The organism is Acrocarpospora phusangensis, from assembly GCF_016862995.1.
Lineage (GTDB): Bacteria > Actinomycetota > Actinomycetes > Streptosporangiales > Streptosporangiaceae > Acrocarpospora > Acrocarpospora phusangensis.
The window spans coordinates 15,388-30,779 of the sequence record NZ_BOOA01000067.1 but is presented as its reverse complement, the minus strand read 5'-3'; the positions used below and the strand labels follow the sequence as shown (position 1 = coordinate 30,779).

The following is a 15,392-nucleotide window of genomic DNA, read 5'->3' as shown; positions in this document are numbered from 1 at the left end:
GATTGCCCTGTCCGAGCCCTGCGAATTCAGCGGTAGTTCTTGAACTGGAGGGCGATGTCGAGGTCCTTGCCCTTCAGCAGGGCGATGACCTCCTGCAACTCGTCCTTCTTCTTGGAGCTGACCCGCAGTTCCTCACCCTGGATCTGTGCCTTCACACCCTTGGGACCCTCATCCCGGATGAGCTTCGAGATCTTCTTGGCGTTCTCCTGATCGATGCCCTCCTTGAGCGCCACCGCCAGCCGGTACTCCTTACCGGACAGCTTCGGCTCCTCGGCGTCGAGCACCTTGAGCGAAAGCCCGCGCTTCACGAGCTTCTCCTTGAAAACATCGAGAACCGCGTTGGCGCGCTCCTCGCTGTTGGCCTTGATCTCGATCCCCTTCTGCCCCGACCAGGAGATGCTCGCGCCGGTCCCCTTGAAGTCGAACCGATGCCCGACCTCCTTGACGGTCTGGTTCAGGGCGTTGTCGACCTCCTGCCGGTCGATCTCGGAAACCACGTCAAAACTGCTGTCGGCCATCGCTGTCCGTATCCTCTCCTCGTTCTTTCCGACCTTAGTAGCCGCGAGCTCACACGTCCCTGCGCATGACCACACGCGGCGCAACCGCAATCCCCAGCTCCCGCTCATGCGCCACCAACGCGGCCATTTCAGGCCCCCACCGATCCGCTTCCACCACGGCGAACCCCCGCCGCTCGTACCACGGCGCATTCCACGGCACATCCCGGTACGTCGTCAGTGTCACCGCATCCGACACCACCGCCGCATGCTCACACAACGCCTCCACGAGCGCGCTCCCGATCCCCCGCCGCCCATGATCCGGATGTACGGCCAGCTGATCGAGGTGCACCACCCCATCAACCCACGCCAACAGCGCAAACCCCACCGCCGGCCGCCCCGCCACAATCACCCGCTCCGGCTCCGTGCACCCCTCGATCGAGGTCGTCCCCGCCGGAAAGGAGATCCCCACCTCAGCGAACAAGCCATCCGCGGCCAGCTCCACCCCCACCAGCTCCGGAAGCTCCCCCGCCTCAGCCCACCTGATCACGACCCCCATCCTCCCTCATTTCCCCCGCCGCCAGCCTCGTCGATCTTCCGCAAACCGGTGTCACGAGCACCCGCGAAGTCCGCTATTCTTCTACCTGTCACCGCGCAAGCGGAAGACAAGGCAGGTTGCCCGAGCGGCCAAAGGGAGCGGACTGTAAATCCGTCGGCTCAGCCTACCCAGGTTCGAATCCTGGACCTGCCACCAGCAGCAGAAACGGCCCTTGACCAGCGCGTACGCCGGTCAAGGGCCGTTCTCGTTCGTCCGGCTGTCTACGGCTGTCATCGGCCATCCACGGGTGGCCTTTCCCAATGCGTTCCCGTGATCAGTGGCGGGTAGCGTCCCAGATCCGGCGCATGGCTTCCGACTCCTGGCCATGGATGCACTTGGCGTAGACCCGAAGCAGAACGTCCACGCTGTGGCCAGCCCATGCAGCTACCTGGGGCGCCCGGGACTCCCGCGTTGAGCCAGGTGGACACGGCCGCATGCCGAAGTGCGTAGGGCACATCCATGAGCGGGGATGCAGCTTCCTCGGGTGTGAATGCCGCAGCCCTGGCCTCGTGGAACACCTTGAGGTAGGCACGATCGGTCATCTGACCGCCCCGGGGGCCGACGAATACGCGACCTTCCGGGCCGGTACCGAACTTCTCCAGGTGGACGCGAAGTAGGGTTGCCAGATCCGGGTGAATGGGAACGGGTCGCGTCTCACCATCTGCGCGATGTTTGAGGGCGCGACGTTCACGCGGCTTACCGCTGTTGGTCCAGCGACTTCCAGCGCGCGGTTCGGCGTTGGTTAACTGCATTTCCCCCCACCCGTCATCAGGCAGGCTTACCAGGTGTTCACTGCGCAGGTCCACGACTTCCTCCGGGCGTAGAGCAGCGAAGTACATGCACGCGAAGAATGCTTCCATTCGTTCTCCGCGCTGACCGCACTTACGGACGGCCGCGAGAAACCGTCTCGCCTGTTCGATGTTGATGACCGCGCGAGGGTCTACGGTGGTTAGCGTTCGGGGCTTGGTCCACTTGACGCCCTTCAGGGGATTCACCGGCAGGGCGCCAATCTCGCGCGCGTACTCCATCGCGTTGTTGAGTATGGCTCGCTTGCGATTGGCCGTGTTCGCCGCAGCCAAATCACCGGTCTTGGTGCGGCTCACCCTGTCGAGCACAGCACGGGCAACCGTGGCACCCTTCCCCGATTCGCTGAATACTCGAAGCTGAACAGTGTGCTGATCTAGCCAACGAATCGCTTCTTGTAGCTCAGTAGGCGGCTCCTTCTGGTCTCGGATTCGTGTGCTGTAGGACCATCGAAGAGCCGCACGACTTACCTCCCGTGGTGGGGCGCCTGTCTCGGACGTGAAGAGCGCTTCGGTGGCATCGGTTAGGGTTTCGGCTATCCCCCGCCGATGGTTCGGAGAAGCGTACGGCCATTTGGCGTCTGCGTAGGCGAGCGTAAAGGTGTACCAGCCCAGAGACGGCTCTTCCCTATCCCAAGAGACAGGGCGCCCCGTACTCGTGCTAAACGCCTCACCCTCACGGGTGGCGGTGACCAGCTTGGAACGAAATGCGTCAGCCAGAGCCGCCTTACTGAAACTCTCTTTCCAGAGTTCGTCACCTACTTTCCAGAGAACCCGGTACGAGGTGATAACGCCCTTGGCGTTCTTGCGCTTCTCCGTCTTGTAGACGCGGACACGAAACGTGGTTGCAGTCATCAGGCAGCGTCCTGTCGGGCGTCAAGCCAGCGCTCCAGGTCGGTCGGTCGGACGCGGAGCGACCCGTTCGGGAGAGTGATGCACTTGGGCGCCTTCCGCTTGGTGCGCCAGTCATAGAACGTGCTCGGGGAGATGCTGAGTTCGTCGCAGACCTGGCGAACGGTGAGCGGCTTGGAGCGGGGGTTGGTCATGGCGTGGCTGATCCTTCCGCTTCGGGTCGGTGAGGGCGGTCTCCGTGACTCGGCGCACGGCCAAACGGCTGGTGTCGAGCGCGGTTCTTGCACGATTTGAGGGGGGTAGCCGTACCAGCCGTCCCGGGCTCGTTTTGCCTGGTCAGGGCTGGTACGGCTTGTTTTGGTGGTACGGCTTAAGCCGTACCGGGACGGGAAGCCGTACCGTGCTGACCTGCGGAATTGGCGCTGCTACGGCTGGTACGGCTTCCCCTCCCGAACGGGACAACCTGGCCCGGAACAGGGTCGGAACGGGGCTGGATTGCGGGGATGTCGGGGTCGGGGCAGTAACGGCTCCAGGCGTCGGTGAAGTCGTTGCGTGCGTAGCCCTTGGCCTGCTGGCCGCTCGGGAATCGGATGGTGGCCGGTCGGATGTCGAACTCGCGGAGCAAGACGCCCAGTTTCATCGCGGTCAGTCCAGCGGGTCCGTGTTCGGCCCATTCGCCGTCCGGGTCAGCCTTCAGGCGTTCCAGCAGAACAGCGGTGGGGAGCGCGGTGTCGGCGCTGAAAGCGGTGCGGCAGTCGGCAAGCAGGCGCAATCTGGCGCTGGTGTGGGTGTTGTCGTCGGCCTCGCTGGTCAGGGTGAGGGCGGCCGTGCGGGCACGGTCGGGCCAGGGTGCCCCCGCGTAGTCGGCCACGGCTACCAGCGGTTCCCAGGTGTCGGCAGCGCGGTCTTCCAGCGGCATGGCAGGTTCCGCCTGCTCCAGTACCACGAGGTCGGCGCGTAGCCACGCTTGGAGTTCAGTGGCCAGTGTGCGTAGCGGTGGCCGGTCGCGGCGATGCCGGTACGGCGCGACGGTTTCCCCTGGTCCGCGACGTCGCATCCGGATCACCACTGCGCGGTCCTCGATGGTGTCGGGCATCGCGCCGATGCCTGCCAGCGCGGCCATGGCGAAGGTGGGGATGCTCTCGACCCTGTTGCTTGCGGCGTCGTACCGCTTGGCTGGACGGTTGCGCTGATGGCCAGCGTTGAGCAGGCCGCGCAGGTCCTCGTTGCCGTCGGCTTTCGGCCCGAAAATCGTGTCGGCTTCGTCCACGAGCATGGTCGGAGGGTCGTCGGTGATGGATCGGTAGACGGCGGCGGATGAGGAGTTGACGGTGATGAACGGCTGGTGGCAGGTGGCCTCCACTACGTCCAGCAGCCGGGATTTTCCGCAGCGCTTCTCCGGGCCGCGAATGACCAGGCGGGGGGCGTGCGCCCATGCGGGTTGAGCGTGGGTGGCGGCGATCCACAGCGTGACGGCGTCGGCAGCTTGCGGGGTGGGCAGGATGACATACCGGATCAGCGCGGCGTGGAGCCGGTCGAGCAGTGCGGCGCCGTCGATTCGGCGGGCTTGAGGTTGGGTCATCGGCGGTTTCTCCTGCGGGTCGGGTCTGGATAGGAGGGGGATCCGGTGGCTTATGCGGCAGCCTGATTCCGAGCAGGTCAGCCACGCGCACGGCCGTGCCAGCGGGTGGTTACGCGGCGATGGTTCGGGGTCGGCGAGCGCCGTTCCTGAGCCCGGACTTGATCGTGAGACGGGTTTCCGAAGGGGTCAGTCCGGCGTTGGCCCCTCCCTGTCCAAGCAGGTTTGTGACCTCTGATTCGGTCAGCGCGCCACCGGCGACGAGTTGCCCCAGGGCGGTGGCGGCCAGGTAAAGGGTGTGGTTCCGCTGGCCGACCGGCGCGGCGGCCAAGCGCTCCAGTTCGCCCGTGATGGCCGCGTGCAGGAACTTGCCGCGCCTGCCCTCGGGCAGGTTCAGGCGCATTGGTTTCCCCGACATGGGTGGTGGGGTTAAGAGCTGCTTGGACAGCCAGGGGGGCAACGGGGCGGGGGTGGTGTTGTAGATGACCTGGTAGGGGCCGGTGCCGTCCGGCAGGTCCACCCAGCTGCCGGGGCCGACGACGTATCCGCCGTGGGCGCGGGTGTCGATCAGCCAGCCCAGGCCGTTGCCCTTGTCGCCTTCGGTGTTGCGCAGGTGGTGACCGGCGGGGGCGGTGTAGTACAGGTGGAGTCCGCCGCGCCGGGTGCTGACCTGGAAGGTTTCTAGGGTGGGGAACGGGTGGCCGGTCTGTTCGCACAAGGCGGCCAGTACGTCCGCGCCGTCGCTCACCCCGGGCAGCGCCCACCGTGACGGCGGGTGCTCCCCCGGTTTGGGTTTGTCTAGGTCGATGACGACCAGGTTGGACGGGCCGCACGCGATGCCGATGTTGAATGACGCGCGCGCCCACCAGCGGCGGATGACCTGGGGGTCGGTGGTGGCACGGCGCTCCCACTCGGTGCTCCCGCGTGCGGGCTGCTTGTGGCCGGGGTTCAGGGGGAAGACGTGCCAGCCCCGGGCGGCGGCGGCCAGCGCGTAGCGCGCGAGTGTGGAGGCGGGAACGGCCATGAGGCAGCTCCTTTGGACGGCGTCCCAACTGGTGGCCCTGGCTGGGCAGTCGGCGGGGCCACCAGTTGGGGGCGGACGGTTGAGGGGTTAGAACGGGGGCTCGTCGCCGGTGTAGTTGCCGGTGAACGCGCTGTTGGAAGTGCTGGCCCACGGGTCGTTGCCGTCGCCGGACGGGCGGTTTCGGGTTCCCCCGCTATTGGTCCGGCCTGCCTTCTTGGCCTCGCAGTTGGCGAACCGCAGCGACGGACCGATCTCGTCAACGGTGAGTTCGACCACCGTCCGGTTCTCGCCCTCGGAGGTCTCGTAGGTGCGCTGCCGCAGACGGCCGGAAGCGATGACCCGGGACCCGCGCCGCAGCGACTCGCAGACGTGTTCCCCGAGGTCACGCCATGCCGAGCAGCGCAGGAACAGCGCGTCCCCGTCCTCCCACTTCTCGATCTGCTTGTTGTAGGTGCGGGCGGTGGAGGCGATGGTGAACCCCGCGACGGCCACGCCCTGTTGGGTGTAGTGCAGGTCAGGGTCGGCGGTCAGGTTGCCGATGATGGTGATCGTGGTCTCGCCGGACATGGGTGGCCTTCCTTTCAACTGGTTGAGGGGATGAGAGCCGTCCGAGGCGGCCTGAGAGCGCCGTAGGCGGCTTTTGATCTATGTCCTGATGTCATTACAAGCTCTTTGCTCAGACGAGCCCCTGCGGGACTCTCAGACGTTCCGCTGTCTCCCGGAGGGGGGATCAGAGCGGACGGCGCCTCATGCCGCCTTGCACGCCTGAGCGTTGGCGGGCGGCGAGCTGATCAGGCCCTTGCGCTGCCACAGATCCATCAAGTCGGTCTGACCAGGCAGAGGCGCCGGGCAGGAGGAACACAGCCGACCGGCGACGCTGCCTGGCTTGAGCTTGCTGCCAGGCGGGGCCTGTCCCCACTTGCAGGCGCTGATCCCGGCCTGCTTGACCTGCTGCTCCAGGGATCGGATGCGGTAGGCGACCCGGGGATAGAAGAACTCGATCTCGTCGAGTTCGCCGGGCTTGGCGTAGGCGCCGCACAGGCACTCACCGGACATGTGCAGATGGGCGGCCACCTCGTTACGGGGAACCAGGTAGCGACGCCGGTACTCGGCCATCTGCTCGTTGGTCCAATGCACGATCGGGCTGACCCAGATGATGCCGCCCTGCGGGTCGATCTCGCTGGCGTTCCGGAACCGCTGGTCCGACTCTCCCCAGCGCATCCCCGCCAGATACAAGACCTTCCGGGAGCGGCCGTGGGTGCCGATGATGGACGCGCGGTTGCGCTGCAACGGCTCGTCTTTGAGGCGCCGGTACATCACCCCGTGCCCGGCCGGGCCAGGGAAGCCCTTCCAAACCTGGCGCTGTCCGGCGTTCTTGCCGGTCCGGGCGATGATGCGTCCGAGCACCAGGTCTTCGTAGCTGTCGCGGGGGTGCAGTTCCCGCAGGGGCAGGCTCCAGGCGGCGGCCAGGTCACGGACGTACTGGGTGGTCTCGGGGATGCCGGTACCGGTGTTGACGTGCACCACAGAGTCGTGGGCGGAGGAGTCCAGGTAGTCGCGTACCAGGTGGAGAAGAATGGAGGAGTCGTTCCCGCCGGACACCAGCGCTTGCCGGGCAACGATCGGGTACCGGTCCAAGGCTTCGGCGATCAGCTCGTGGGAGCGTGCGATGGCCTGATCAAGCGTGCGCAGCGGCGGACGGCTCGCCGCTTTGGCGGGGCGCCCGTCCACTGCATCGGGCATGCCGGGCAGTACGGGCATGAGGAGGGGTTGGCGTCGGCCCATCACCGCTCCTCGGTCGTGGTTGAAGTGGTCATGCGGCTTCCTCTACGGGGCTGGTGAAGATGTCGGCGGGGTGGGTGGCGGTCAGGAGCTGGGCGGTGACGGCCAGCTCGAAACACCACTTGTGTGTGGGACGGCCGTTGGTGGGGGCCAGGTGGTGAGCGGTCTTGCCGCAGGTCTGGCACAGGTCAGGGCGGGTGCCACGCCAGCGGGGGCCGCAGTTGCCGCAGTCAGCGGGGTGGCGCAGCGGGGCGCCAGGTCGGGAGGCAACGCGGACGGTGCAGCACAGCAGGCAGCCCTGCCTGTGCCGCAGGAACGGCTGCTTCTCCCAGCTGAGGTAGATGTGGCCGTTCCATGGCCGGTAGCGCTCCCCCAGGTAGGTGACGATGTCCGGCAGGTCGCCGGGTGAGGCGGCCATGCCTGGTCACGCCCGTTTGCGCTGATCGGCGGTGAGGGTGTGCAGGTGGTTCCAGATCCGGCGCCCGACTCGGAGCCGGAGGCCGGTGGTGTCGCAGCGGCGGCACCAGGTCGAGCTCTTGGTGAGGGCGAACCGGCGGGGGTGTCTGCCTTCTCCGTTGCAGCGGCGGCACTTGCCGAACGGGAACAGGGCGCACGCGGTGGCGTAGCCGAGCAGCCACACGATCGCGGCCAGCACCAGCAGCGCCAAGGCGGGTCCGGCGATGTCGGCGAAAGCGATGTCCGGAAGTGCGGGCAGGGACGGGTCGGCGGGGGTCGCGGTCGCGGCCAGGTGAGGTCTCATGGGGGCTCCAGGGGTGGTTTTCACCGATGGCGGGCTGATGCCGCGACCCGCGACCGGCGACGATTGGGCCTGTTGGGAGGGTGTTTTCGGGGTCGCGGCAGCGGTTGCGGACGCGCGACCGGTCGCGGGTGATCCGCGACCCGGCGAACCCGGGAAAGGGGGTTCGCCGGGGGTGCCGTGAGGCTTGGCGGGGCCTATCCGGCGGCGTTGTCCCGCCTGTTGATGGCGGCAGTGACGGCGCTCTTCCTCGCGCCCTTGAGTGCCTTGCCGTCGCGCTTAACATCGACGCTGGGCACCCCGAGAGCGCGCAGCTGCGCGGAGATGGCCTCCGGGGCCAGGTCGGCGTAGTGCTGGGGGATACGTTCGGCCAGCCGGGCGGCCAGCAGCGTCCACGGCAACCCGGTGTCGCTCTGGAAGACCGACAGGGCATCGGCCAGCACGTCCCGGGTCTCCCGGACCAGGGTCTGTCCGGCGGCGTAGCCGGTCAACGTCCCGGCGCGTTCCCGCAGGGCGCGGGCGACGGTGAGGATCTTCTCGGCGTCGGCGGCGTCGGCCAGGAAGGTGCGGACGGTGGGGGTGTCGTCGGATGCCCCGTACAGGTAGCCGACGCCCCGGTACTCCTTGCCCACTGGCAGGGAGGATGCGTCGAACCCTTCGGCGTAGGCGTCTCCGCCCAAGATGGCGTCGGAGACGATCCGGTTGCCGCACTTGAGCGCGAACCGTACGGCGTGGTTGTCGCGGTAGCGGTTGAACAGCCGCTGCACGTCACCGGCGCCGACGCCGGACGGCTTCTGGGAGCTGGACAGGATGATGACGCCGGAGGAGGGGCCTACCGCCATGATGAAGCTGAGCAGGGAGGCGATCTCCTTGTTGTTCTCCTGGTCGTCCAGTTCGTAGTAGACCTGGAACTCCTCCATGACCAGCACCCACACCCGCAGGTTGGGGTAGGTGCGCGACAGTTGTTCGGTGAGTTTGCCGTCCGGGCATTCGGTGACCGGCAGCGTGGACAGGAACTGGTTGACCTGCTGGATGTGGGCCTTGATCTCGCGGAGCGCGTCGAGCAGCATCTCGACGGGGTCTCCGTCGCGGTTGGGCACGGTCCCGAACACGATGCGGTGGGCGATCAGGGCGAACTTGCGCCAGTCGGGCGAGTCCTTGCCGTCCACGACGGTCAGCTTCACATACGGGTCCATCGCGGCGTACAAAGCGAGCAGCCGGGCGGCGAAGGTCTTGCCCTTGCGGGGCTGGGCGCCCACCAGGATGGAGTTCCACAGCAGGGTCAGCAGGACCGGGCGGTTGCGTTCGTCCAGGCCGAACGGGGCGGGCTGCCAGATGTTGCGCGGCTTGCCGTCCAGCAGCGGGGTCCGGCCGGCCGGGATGGCCAGGGGGTCGCGGTCGGCGACGAACAGCTTGTGCCGCCGGTTGGAGCTCTTGTCGCGGGTCAGGTACACCTGCTGCTCGGTGAGGTCCAGCCCGGAGGCGATGGCGCCCCGGGCCTTGACCGCGTCGTCGAAGGTCTTGCCGTAAGGCAGATCGATCAGCACCTCCGACCCGGTACCGGCGGCATCACGTGCCATCGCCGAACCGAAGTCCACCCGCTGATGGGGCCGGTCCGGGTTGCCCAGCCCGGCGGCGTAGTAGGCGCGCAGCACGATGTCGTTGGTCAGCAGGCGAAACCGCGGAGTGGTCAGGACCGGCGGCACGATCGCCCGTCCGGCGGGTCGGCCCAGCCGGGCCAGCAGCATCACCGCCACCACGGCGCTGATCGCCCAGACCGGTCCGGGTACACGACCTGACCAGAACAGTGCCGCGACGGCGGCCAGCACGAGCAGCTGACCGAGCAGCGCCCAGAACCGCAGACGGCGGGTGGCCTTGCCCTCCCGGTGCAGCTTGAGCCACATCGCGGGGTCGTTGTCGCGGGCGGCCTGCTGGACCAGCGGGTAGGTTTCGGCCACCCACCACCAGCTGAGCTGACGGCCGATCAGCCGGACCAGCCCGACCAGCGCCCACCACAACGCCTGAACGGCGTACCAGGGAGAACGGACAGCGTGGAATCCCGCCACGTAGCCGTACTGGCGCGCCCTGCCCTTCAGGGTGTGCAGCCGGTTCCCGGACCGTAGACCGTCCGGGATGATGGGCGGCCGGTTGTCAGCGACAGGGAGCACGGCAGCGCCGTGCGGGCTGTCCACCGGTACCGGTCCGGTCACCTCGTCGATGTCGTCGAATGCCACCTCAAAACCGGTGTCCTGTCCCGGATCCTCCCCGGGTGCGGTGGTGCGCCAGATCCGGCGGTCCCGGATGGCATCCAAGTCCACCACCACCGGACCATCCGGGGTGCTCGGCCGGATGCTTCCGTCTTCCGTCCAGGGGCGGAGCGGGTCGTTCTCGTGCGGGTGTTGGGTCATGATGGCTGCACCTCGTTGTCGTTCGTGTTGGTGGCGGGGTGGCAGGGCGCGGCCGGAGTCTTGGCGGATGAGGCCGCGCCCTGTGCGTCGTTCACGGTGGTGGCGGTGAAGGCGGTGGGGAAGAGCTGGTCAAGGCCGTGCCAGGCGCCGGACCCGGCCTGGTGCGGGGTGCGGTCGAGTGCGGCCAGCCCGGTGGGGATGGCCAGCAGCAGGGCGACCGCGACGGTCAGCAGCAGAGCGGCCAGCCCGGCGGCCAGTCGCCAGCCTCCGGGGTAGTCGCACCGGGGGTCCGGTTCCATCTCCAGTTCGCGGCGCAGCTTGGCGATCCGCTTCCAGGTCTGGGAACGCGGGTGCGGGTTGGAGGCGTACGCCTCGGCCAGGCGCAGCGCGGTCATCGCCTGCTTCTGGGTGATCACAGCGCTGTGGGTGTCGCCCCAGGGGCAGGGCTGGCCGGTGGTGTAGGTCACCCGCCAGCCGGAGCCGTCGCGAAAGGCGTACTCGGAGGTCGCGTCAGAGATGATCCGGTCGGCCGTGACGTGCAGCGTCATGACCGGGTCTCCTGGTGATGGGTGCGGTTGCCGGGAGCGCAGCAGGTGCTGCGGTGACGGGCCATGTGCTCGTGGATCTCACCCAACGCCGAGCGGCGGGTCAGCAGGTAGCGCAGCCAGGTGCCGAACACCAGCACGGCGCACGCGGCGGCGGTGATGCCCGCGACGGCCAGGAACAGGGTGTAGGGGCCGGTCATGACCGGCTCCGGGAACATGGACAGCAACATCGGGGGCCTCATTTCGGGTCGGAGAGGTCGGACAGGAGGTTGTCGCGGACGGCACGGGCGGTGTCCATGCCCACGTGCGTCGCCTCACGGATGGCGTTGGCGCTGGGGTAGCGCGGCAGCGTCCCGGCGGCGATCAGCTGCCGGACGTGGGTGGTGACGGTCTCGATCCGCTGCTCGGGTGAGGGCCTACCGGCGCTGTCGGGTTCGGGGGTGTTTGCCCTGTACTCCGGGCCGGTAAGGGCGTCGGTAAGGAGGGCGGTGGGGGCGGGGGTGGAGGGGTGCGGGAGCGGTAGATCGGCCAGCACCGCCCACAGGGTCGGCAGGACCCAGATGGAGGTGACCGCAGCCACCGGACCCAGGCTGTGCACGATCAGCGTCAGCGGATCAAAAATGTCGGCGACGAAGGCAGGCCAGCAGTTCAGCACCAGCGTCAGCCCCAGAAGCAGGGCTTCGGTGCGGAACAACTTCTTGCCCGCCGGGCTCTTACGGTCCACGACATGGCCGCGCATGGCGCCGTATGCCTGCACCGCCACGGCGGCCAGCAGCGGCAGGGACAGCATGGGTTCCACGCCGAAAGCTGCCCACCAGCCCAGCGTGTGCGGAGCCAAGGACAGCGCCATCGCCACCGACGCCTGTACTCCGATGCTGGACACGGCCAGGGCGATGCAGGCGGCGGTCATGACCATGACGGTGACGGTCCGCCGTACCCGCTGGTCCCGGTAAGCCAGCGCGGCCGGGTCACCGGCCAGCCGGTGCAGCTGCGCAGCCTCTGCCGCGCGCTTACGGCGCTTGCGCACCTTGGCCGTGTCCAGCAGGAACGGCGTCTCGTCCTCGGCCAGTTCGGCCAGCTGGTGCGCTTCGGCCACCTCGGCGCGCAGCTGGCGAACTCTGCGGGTCTGCCCCGGCTCGACCGGCGTGTTGGTCGGCAGCTCGACCGGGCCGGTGGGGGCGGCGGGGGCTACCTCGGCGAGGTGGTGTTCCAGTGCGGCCAGCCCGCGAGCGAACTCATCGGGGTCCGGCGGCGGGGTGGGGGTCGGGGTGATGTTCATGCGGCAACCTCCTGGTTCCGTAGTGGCAGGTCAGGCAGACGCCCAGATGGCGGGGGATGACGTAACCGGCGTCCTGGCCGCAGGCCGGGCAAGTCCGGCGGGCGGTGTTGGCCTTGGCGAGCGCGGTCAGCTGGCGCGCGGTGGCGGTCCGCTTCGGGAGCGCGAACCGGATGTCGTAGAGGAAGGCAACCCGCACACCGGGGGCGCCGTGTCGGCGGGAACTCCACATCACCTGTGCCTGCACGTCCTGCCCACCAGGGCGCAGCCCTCGGGCGGCCAGCTGACGCAGCGTCAGCAGGTGCGGCGGGGCGAACCGCCATGGGTAGGTGGGGATGCTGTGCCGGACGCCGGTCGGGTCGAAAAACGCGGCGCGAATGCGGCTCATGCGCACGCACCGCCCTTCCCCCGTCGGGGAAGCTCGGCATACAGGCCCATCTGAACAGCCAGGACAACGACGATCAGCAGTTCCACCAGCGATACAGCGATGACCAGCGGGGAGGGTCGCCCTGCGATCCACACCAGGGTCAGACCCGTCAACGAGGGCAGGCAGAACGCGAACAGGTTCACCGTCAGCTGGAACCACTTGCGGGAGCGGCGGCGTACGTCGCGGTGGTGGTCGTGCTCCCAGCCGAACACGGCGCTGTCGTCGGTGCCGTCCAGGTCAGCGGCGGCGGTCAGGCGCGCGGTGAGGTCCTCGCGGATGTAACGGCCGATCATGGTGACCATGTGGTCGGCGCACAGGTGCGTCCAGCCGAGCACAACGCCCGTGATCGGAATCACGAGCAGCAGGTACAGCCGACCGGCGGAAGCGGCCACGGCAGCAATCGCGGCTACCGAGGTCAGCTGCGCGTACAGCAGGTTGTCACGGAAGCCGATGCGCGAGACCTGCTCGGCCTTGAGCCGGTCGTACTCGGCCATATGCAGCGTGATCGCATGCTCGGTGCGGGCGGTATCCATCACGCCGCGTCCCGTCTCTGGCCAGCGGCTTCCCGAGCCAACTCATCAGCGGTGTAGCCCGCCCACACGCCCACCTCGGGACGCACCTCCATGGCGTAGGCCAAGCAGTGGAGACGGGCAGGGCACTCAGCGCACACCGACTTCGCGACGTCCTCACGGGCGGCACGTTCGTCGGCGGGCTCGTCGGTGAATAGGTCCGGGCCGGTGTGCAGCTCCGGGTCTGAGGTGCACGCGGCGCCCTCAGCCAGCTCCAGAGGTAACCCGTCGATCAGGGCATCCCGGAGGGAGAGGTAGCCGAGACGTTGCCCGGAACTCGTCCGGGAGCGGGTAAGGGTACGTGCCATGGTGGCGGCTCCTTGGGAAGCGGAAGGGAGACGCCAGGGCGGGGTCTGGCTCGCAGCGACAGACCATCCACCCTGGCGTGGCGAAGAAGTGGATCATTCGGCGGGATCGTGCAGGTAGGCCACGAACGCATCCGCCTCATCCTCGAAATCGAGGTCCCGAACGTGCTGGGGGCAAGGCGCAGAGATTGGGCAGCAGGGGAACATAAAGCTCTCCTTGTGCGTGGTGGGGAGATACGCAGGTCATGGCCTGCGCGGGCCGCCTTTTCGGTGGGAGGCGGTGGCCCGGATGCAGTTGTCAAAGCAGCAGGTGCGACAGCCCGTCGGCGCGCGGCTGATGCCGCCTTCCCAGGTCTTCCGGCTGTGCGGGTGACTCGTCATCAGCGCTAAAGCGATCGGCCGATTAGAGCTACCTCTATTAGGCATCCTCGTCGCATGCCTGTCAATAGAGCTGGTTCTATCATCTAAACTGGTTGACCTGAGACTGATACCGGTACCCTTATTTCGGGTGCGGTGAGGGAGGAGATGACATGGCGATCGGCTATCGCGAGCTGGCCGAAGTCCTCCGTGAGGCCATCCGGCGGGAGGACTACACGGCAGGGGAGACGTTGCCGAAACAGGAGGAGATTGCAGAGCAGTACGGCGTCAACATCAAGACCGTCCGGCAGGCCGTCCGGCTTCTCGAATCCGAAGGGCTGGTCACGCCCGTACGTCGCAGGGGAACCGTGGTGCGGGCACGTCCGCCCATGAAGCGGCTAGGGGTGGAGCGCTACGCCAAGAGCAAGTGGAAGTTCGGGCTCGTCGCGTTCGCTGCTGACCGCGAAGCCTCAGGCCGAGCGTGGAGTCCAACCGACCAGACGCAGACGGTACGTCTGGTGGAGGCAGATGCCGAGGTGGCCGAGGCGTTCGGGCTCTCTATCGGCGCTCAAGTCTACGAGCGGGCACGGCTGGTCAAAGAGGGAGACTCGCCTACGCATACGCTGACGAGCTACTACCGGCCCGAGGACGTACAGGACACACCGCTCGCTGATCCAACGCCTGGCCCTGCGGGCCGTGGGGGAGGTTTCGCGGTCCTTACGCTCCAAGGCTTGGAGCCAGACAGCATGACGGAGACGATTCACGCGCGCATGCCTACACCAGATGAGGCTGAGCTGCTCGCGCTGCCAGCTGGCGAGCCGGTCATGATTCTCCAGCGGCGGACGTTCACCCGCGAGGGCCGACTAGTCGAGTTCGCCCGTGGTATTCACGCTGCGTCGCGTTTCTCATGGTCGTACACGTTCAAGATTCCCGACTGAGGACAGGTACACGACATGACCACCAATGCCCTTGTGCCCGATGTCCTTCGAGCTGACGTTGAGACCCTGTGGGACTACCACGACATGCATCATGTAGTCCGGCCGTCAGATGTCGGCATCGGCTTGGGGAGTCACGATCTCGGGGTTGCCACCTGTGCCACTGACCTCTACCACAGAGGGCTATTCCCGCTCATCGTCTTTACCGGCGCGAATGCTCCCACCACCGTCAGCAGGTTCCCCCGGGGAGAGGCCGTCCACTACAAGGAGCACGCCGTGGAACTGGGGGTTCCCGATGAGGCGGTTCTGATCGAGCCACGGGCAACGAACACCGGGGAGAACTTCTCCTACACACGTGCGCTGCTTGACCAGCATGGAATCTCCGTCACGTCGGCCGTGCTCATCTCGCGTCCCTACCAACAGCGACGCGCCTACGCCACATGCCGAAAGCTCTGGCCAGAGATTGAGATCACCTGCGCTTCGCTTCCGCTTTCGCTTGACGACTACGTGGAGAGCATCGGGGACGCCGACCGTGTGATCAACATGCTGGTAGGCGATACTCAGCGGATCACGGAGTATGCCCAAAAGGGCTTCGCGATCGAGCAAGAATTCCCGGATGAGGTTCGGGTGGCCTTCGAACGCTTGGTCAAGGTCGGTTATACAAGTCGCCTGATCTAGATA

At 67.2% G+C, this 15,392-nt stretch carries 19 protein-coding genes and 1 tRNA gene; 3 read left to right on the top strand and 17 right to left on the bottom strand.

The features are described from left to right. Positions 1–26 precede the first annotated feature (26 nt). Together Aph01nite_RS31035 and Aph01nite_RS31030 are read right to left on the bottom strand one after the other, a co-directional pair. A complete protein-coding gene (locus Aph01nite_RS31035; protein ID WP_204044588.1) occupies positions 27–518 on the bottom strand; it encodes a YajQ family cyclic di-GMP-binding protein in 492 nt (163 codons plus the stop codon). Positions 519–567: 49 nt separating this feature from the next. Next, positions 568–1,053: a GNAT family N-acetyltransferase gene (locus tag Aph01nite_RS31030; RefSeq protein WP_204044587.1), complete on the bottom strand. Its 486-nt coding sequence runs from the start codon at positions 1,051–1,053 to the stop codon at positions 568–570. 110 nt (positions 1,054–1,163) lie between these two features. On the opposite strand from Aph01nite_RS31030, the gene Aph01nite_RS31025 reads away from it, so the two are divergent. Then, positions 1,164–1,248, top strand: a tRNA-Tyr gene (locus tag Aph01nite_RS31025). A 74-nt stretch (positions 1,249–1,322) separates the two neighbouring features. On the opposite strand, the gene Aph01nite_RS41760 is transcribed toward Aph01nite_RS31025, so the two are convergent. The 15 genes from Aph01nite_RS41760 to Aph01nite_RS30950 form a co-directional block, all read right to left on the bottom strand. Further along, positions 1,323–2,750, bottom strand: a complete 1,428-nt coding sequence (locus Aph01nite_RS41760) for a tyrosine-type recombinase/integrase (protein WP_239162113.1) — start codon at positions 2,748–2,750, stop codon at positions 1,323–1,325. Next, positions 2,750–2,941 carry a helix-turn-helix transcriptional regulator gene (locus Aph01nite_RS31015; RefSeq protein WP_204044586.1) on the bottom strand — a complete coding sequence of 64 codons (192 nt, stop codon included), beginning with the start codon at positions 2,939–2,941 and terminating at the stop codon, positions 2,750–2,752. Before Aph01nite_RS31015 ends, Aph01nite_RS41760 begins: the two co-directional genes overlap by 1 nt. Before the next feature lie 176 nt (positions 2,942–3,117). Next, positions 3,118–4,329 carry a DUF3631 domain-containing protein gene (locus Aph01nite_RS31010; protein WP_204044585.1) on the bottom strand — a complete coding sequence of 404 codons (1,212 nt, stop codon included), beginning with the start codon at positions 4,327–4,329 and terminating at the stop codon, positions 3,118–3,120. Positions 4,330–4,438: 109 nt separating this feature from the next. Beyond that, on the bottom strand, positions 4,439–5,350 hold the full coding sequence (locus tag Aph01nite_RS31005; protein WP_204044584.1) for a bifunctional DNA primase/polymerase: 912 nt from the start codon (positions 5,348–5,350) through the stop codon (positions 4,439–4,441). 87 nt (positions 5,351–5,437) lie between these two features. Next, positions 5,438–5,917, bottom strand: a complete 480-nt coding sequence (locus Aph01nite_RS31000; protein WP_204044583.1) for a single-stranded DNA-binding protein — start codon at positions 5,915–5,917, stop codon at positions 5,438–5,440. 180 nt (positions 5,918–6,097) lie between these two features. Beyond that, entirely contained in the window at positions 6,098–7,135 is a 1,038-nt protein-coding gene (locus tag Aph01nite_RS30995) for a phosphoadenosine phosphosulfate reductase family protein (protein WP_204044582.1), read from the bottom strand. A gap of 28 nt (positions 7,136–7,163) precedes the next feature. Further along, positions 7,164–7,550 carry a hypothetical protein gene (locus tag Aph01nite_RS30990; protein ID WP_204044581.1) on the bottom strand — a complete coding sequence of 129 codons (387 nt, stop codon included), beginning with the start codon at positions 7,548–7,550 and terminating at the stop codon, positions 7,164–7,166. A 6-nt stretch (positions 7,551–7,556) separates the two neighbouring features. Beyond that, positions 7,557–7,892, bottom strand: coding sequence for a hypothetical protein (locus Aph01nite_RS30985; protein ID WP_204044580.1), 336 nt, complete (start codon positions 7,890–7,892; stop codon positions 7,557–7,559). Between the two features lie 194 nt (positions 7,893–8,086). Next, the gene (locus Aph01nite_RS30980) at positions 8,087–10,297 is read right to left on the bottom strand and encodes a hypothetical protein (protein ID WP_204044579.1); all 2,211 of its coding nucleotides are present in this window, start codon (positions 10,295–10,297) and stop codon (positions 8,087–8,089) included. Beyond that, complete coding sequence (locus Aph01nite_RS30975) at positions 10,294–10,845, bottom strand: hypothetical protein (RefSeq protein ID WP_204044578.1); 552 nt, start codon at positions 10,843–10,845, stop codon at positions 10,294–10,296. Before Aph01nite_RS30975 ends, Aph01nite_RS30980 begins: the two co-directional genes overlap by 4 nt. Next, complete coding sequence (locus Aph01nite_RS30970) at positions 10,842–11,072, bottom strand: hypothetical protein (RefSeq protein WP_204044577.1); 231 nt, start codon at positions 11,070–11,072, stop codon at positions 10,842–10,844. Before Aph01nite_RS30970 ends, Aph01nite_RS30975 begins: the two co-directional genes overlap by 4 nt. A gap of 8 nt (positions 11,073–11,080) precedes the next feature. Continuing rightward, complete coding sequence (locus Aph01nite_RS30965; protein ID WP_204044576.1) at positions 11,081–12,121, bottom strand: hypothetical protein; 1,041 nt, start codon at positions 12,119–12,121, stop codon at positions 11,081–11,083. Further along, a complete protein-coding gene (locus Aph01nite_RS30960) occupies positions 12,078–12,506 on the bottom strand; it encodes an RRQRL motif-containing zinc-binding protein (protein ID WP_204044575.1) in 429 nt (142 codons plus the stop codon). Before Aph01nite_RS30960 ends, Aph01nite_RS30965 begins: the two co-directional genes overlap by 44 nt. Further along, positions 12,503–13,081, bottom strand: coding sequence for a hypothetical protein (locus Aph01nite_RS30955; protein WP_204044574.1), 579 nt, complete (start codon positions 13,079–13,081; stop codon positions 12,503–12,505). Before Aph01nite_RS30955 ends, Aph01nite_RS30960 begins: the two co-directional genes overlap by 4 nt. Beyond that, entirely contained in the window at positions 13,078–13,422 is a 345-nt protein-coding gene (locus tag Aph01nite_RS30950; RefSeq protein ID WP_204044573.1) for a WhiB family transcriptional regulator, read from the bottom strand. The genes Aph01nite_RS30955 and Aph01nite_RS30950 overlap by 4 nt, the downstream gene beginning before the upstream one ends. 527 nt (positions 13,423–13,949) lie before the next feature. Here Aph01nite_RS30950 and Aph01nite_RS30945 point away from each other — a divergent pair. Continuing rightward, the gene (locus Aph01nite_RS30945; protein ID WP_204044572.1) at positions 13,950–14,714 is read left to right on the top strand and encodes a GntR family transcriptional regulator; all 765 of its coding nucleotides are present in this window, start codon (positions 13,950–13,952) and stop codon (positions 14,712–14,714) included. Positions 14,715–14,729: 15 nt separating this feature from the next. After that, a complete protein-coding gene (locus Aph01nite_RS30940) occupies positions 14,730–15,389 on the top strand; it encodes a YdcF family protein (RefSeq protein ID WP_204044571.1) in 660 nt (219 codons plus the stop codon). The last annotated feature ends 3 nt before the right edge of the window (positions 15,390–15,392 follow it).

Coding starts and splice junctions, on each gene's coding strand:
- Aph01nite_RS30950 (WP_204044573.1), bottom strand. CDS start 13,422: ATGGCACGTACCCTTACCCGCTCCCGGACGAGTTCCGGGCAACGTCTC.
- Aph01nite_RS30970 (WP_204044577.1), bottom strand. CDS start 11,072: ATGTTGCTGTCCATGTTCCCGGAGCCGGTCATGACCGGCCCCTACACC.
- Aph01nite_RS30960 (WP_204044575.1), bottom strand. CDS start 12,506: ATGAGCCGCATTCGCGCCGCGTTTTTCGACCCGACCGGCGTCCGGCAC.
- Aph01nite_RS31035 (WP_204044588.1), bottom strand. CDS start 518: ATGGCCGACAGCAGTTTTGACGTGGTTTCCGAGATCGACCGGCAGGAG.
- Aph01nite_RS30975 (WP_204044578.1), bottom strand. CDS start 10,845: ATGACGCTGCACGTCACGGCCGACCGGATCATCTCTGACGCGACCTCC.
- Aph01nite_RS30940 (WP_204044571.1), top strand. CDS start 14,730: ATGACCACCAATGCCCTTGTGCCCGATGTCCTTCGAGCTGACGTTGAG.
- Aph01nite_RS31030 (WP_204044587.1), bottom strand. CDS start 1,053: ATGGGGGTCGTGATCAGGTGGGCTGAGGCGGGGGAGCTTCCGGAGCTG.
- Aph01nite_RS31000 (WP_204044583.1), bottom strand. CDS start 5,917: ATGTCCGGCGAGACCACGATCACCATCATCGGCAACCTGACCGCCGAC.
- Aph01nite_RS30980 (WP_204044579.1), bottom strand. CDS start 10,297: ATGACCCAACACCCGCACGAGAACGACCCGCTCCGCCCCTGGACGGAA.
- Aph01nite_RS31005 (WP_204044584.1), bottom strand. CDS start 5,350: ATGGCCGTTCCCGCCTCCACACTCGCGCGCTACGCGCTGGCCGCCGCC.
- Aph01nite_RS30995 (WP_204044582.1), bottom strand. CDS start 7,135: ATGGGCCGACGCCAACCCCTCCTCATGCCCGTACTGCCCGGCATGCCC.
- Aph01nite_RS30990 (WP_204044581.1), bottom strand. CDS start 7,550: ATGGCCGCCTCACCCGGCGACCTGCCGGACATCGTCACCTACCTGGGG.
- Aph01nite_RS30985 (WP_204044580.1), bottom strand. CDS start 7,892: ATGAGACCTCACCTGGCCGCGACCGCGACCCCCGCCGACCCGTCCCTG.
- Aph01nite_RS30965 (WP_204044576.1), bottom strand. CDS start 12,121: ATGAACATCACCCCGACCCCCACCCCGCCGCCGGACCCCGATGAGTTC.
- Aph01nite_RS30945 (WP_204044572.1), top strand. CDS start 13,950: ATGGCGATCGGCTATCGCGAGCTGGCCGAAGTCCTCCGTGAGGCCATC.
- Aph01nite_RS31010 (WP_204044585.1), bottom strand. CDS start 4,329: ATGACCCAACCTCAAGCCCGCCGAATCGACGGCGCCGCACTGCTCGAC.
- Aph01nite_RS31015 (WP_204044586.1), bottom strand. CDS start 2,941: ATGACCAACCCCCGCTCCAAGCCGCTCACCGTTCGCCAGGTCTGCGAC.
- Aph01nite_RS41760 (WP_239162113.1), bottom strand. CDS start 2,750: ATGACTGCAACCACGTTTCGTGTCCGCGTCTACAAGACGGAGAAGCGC.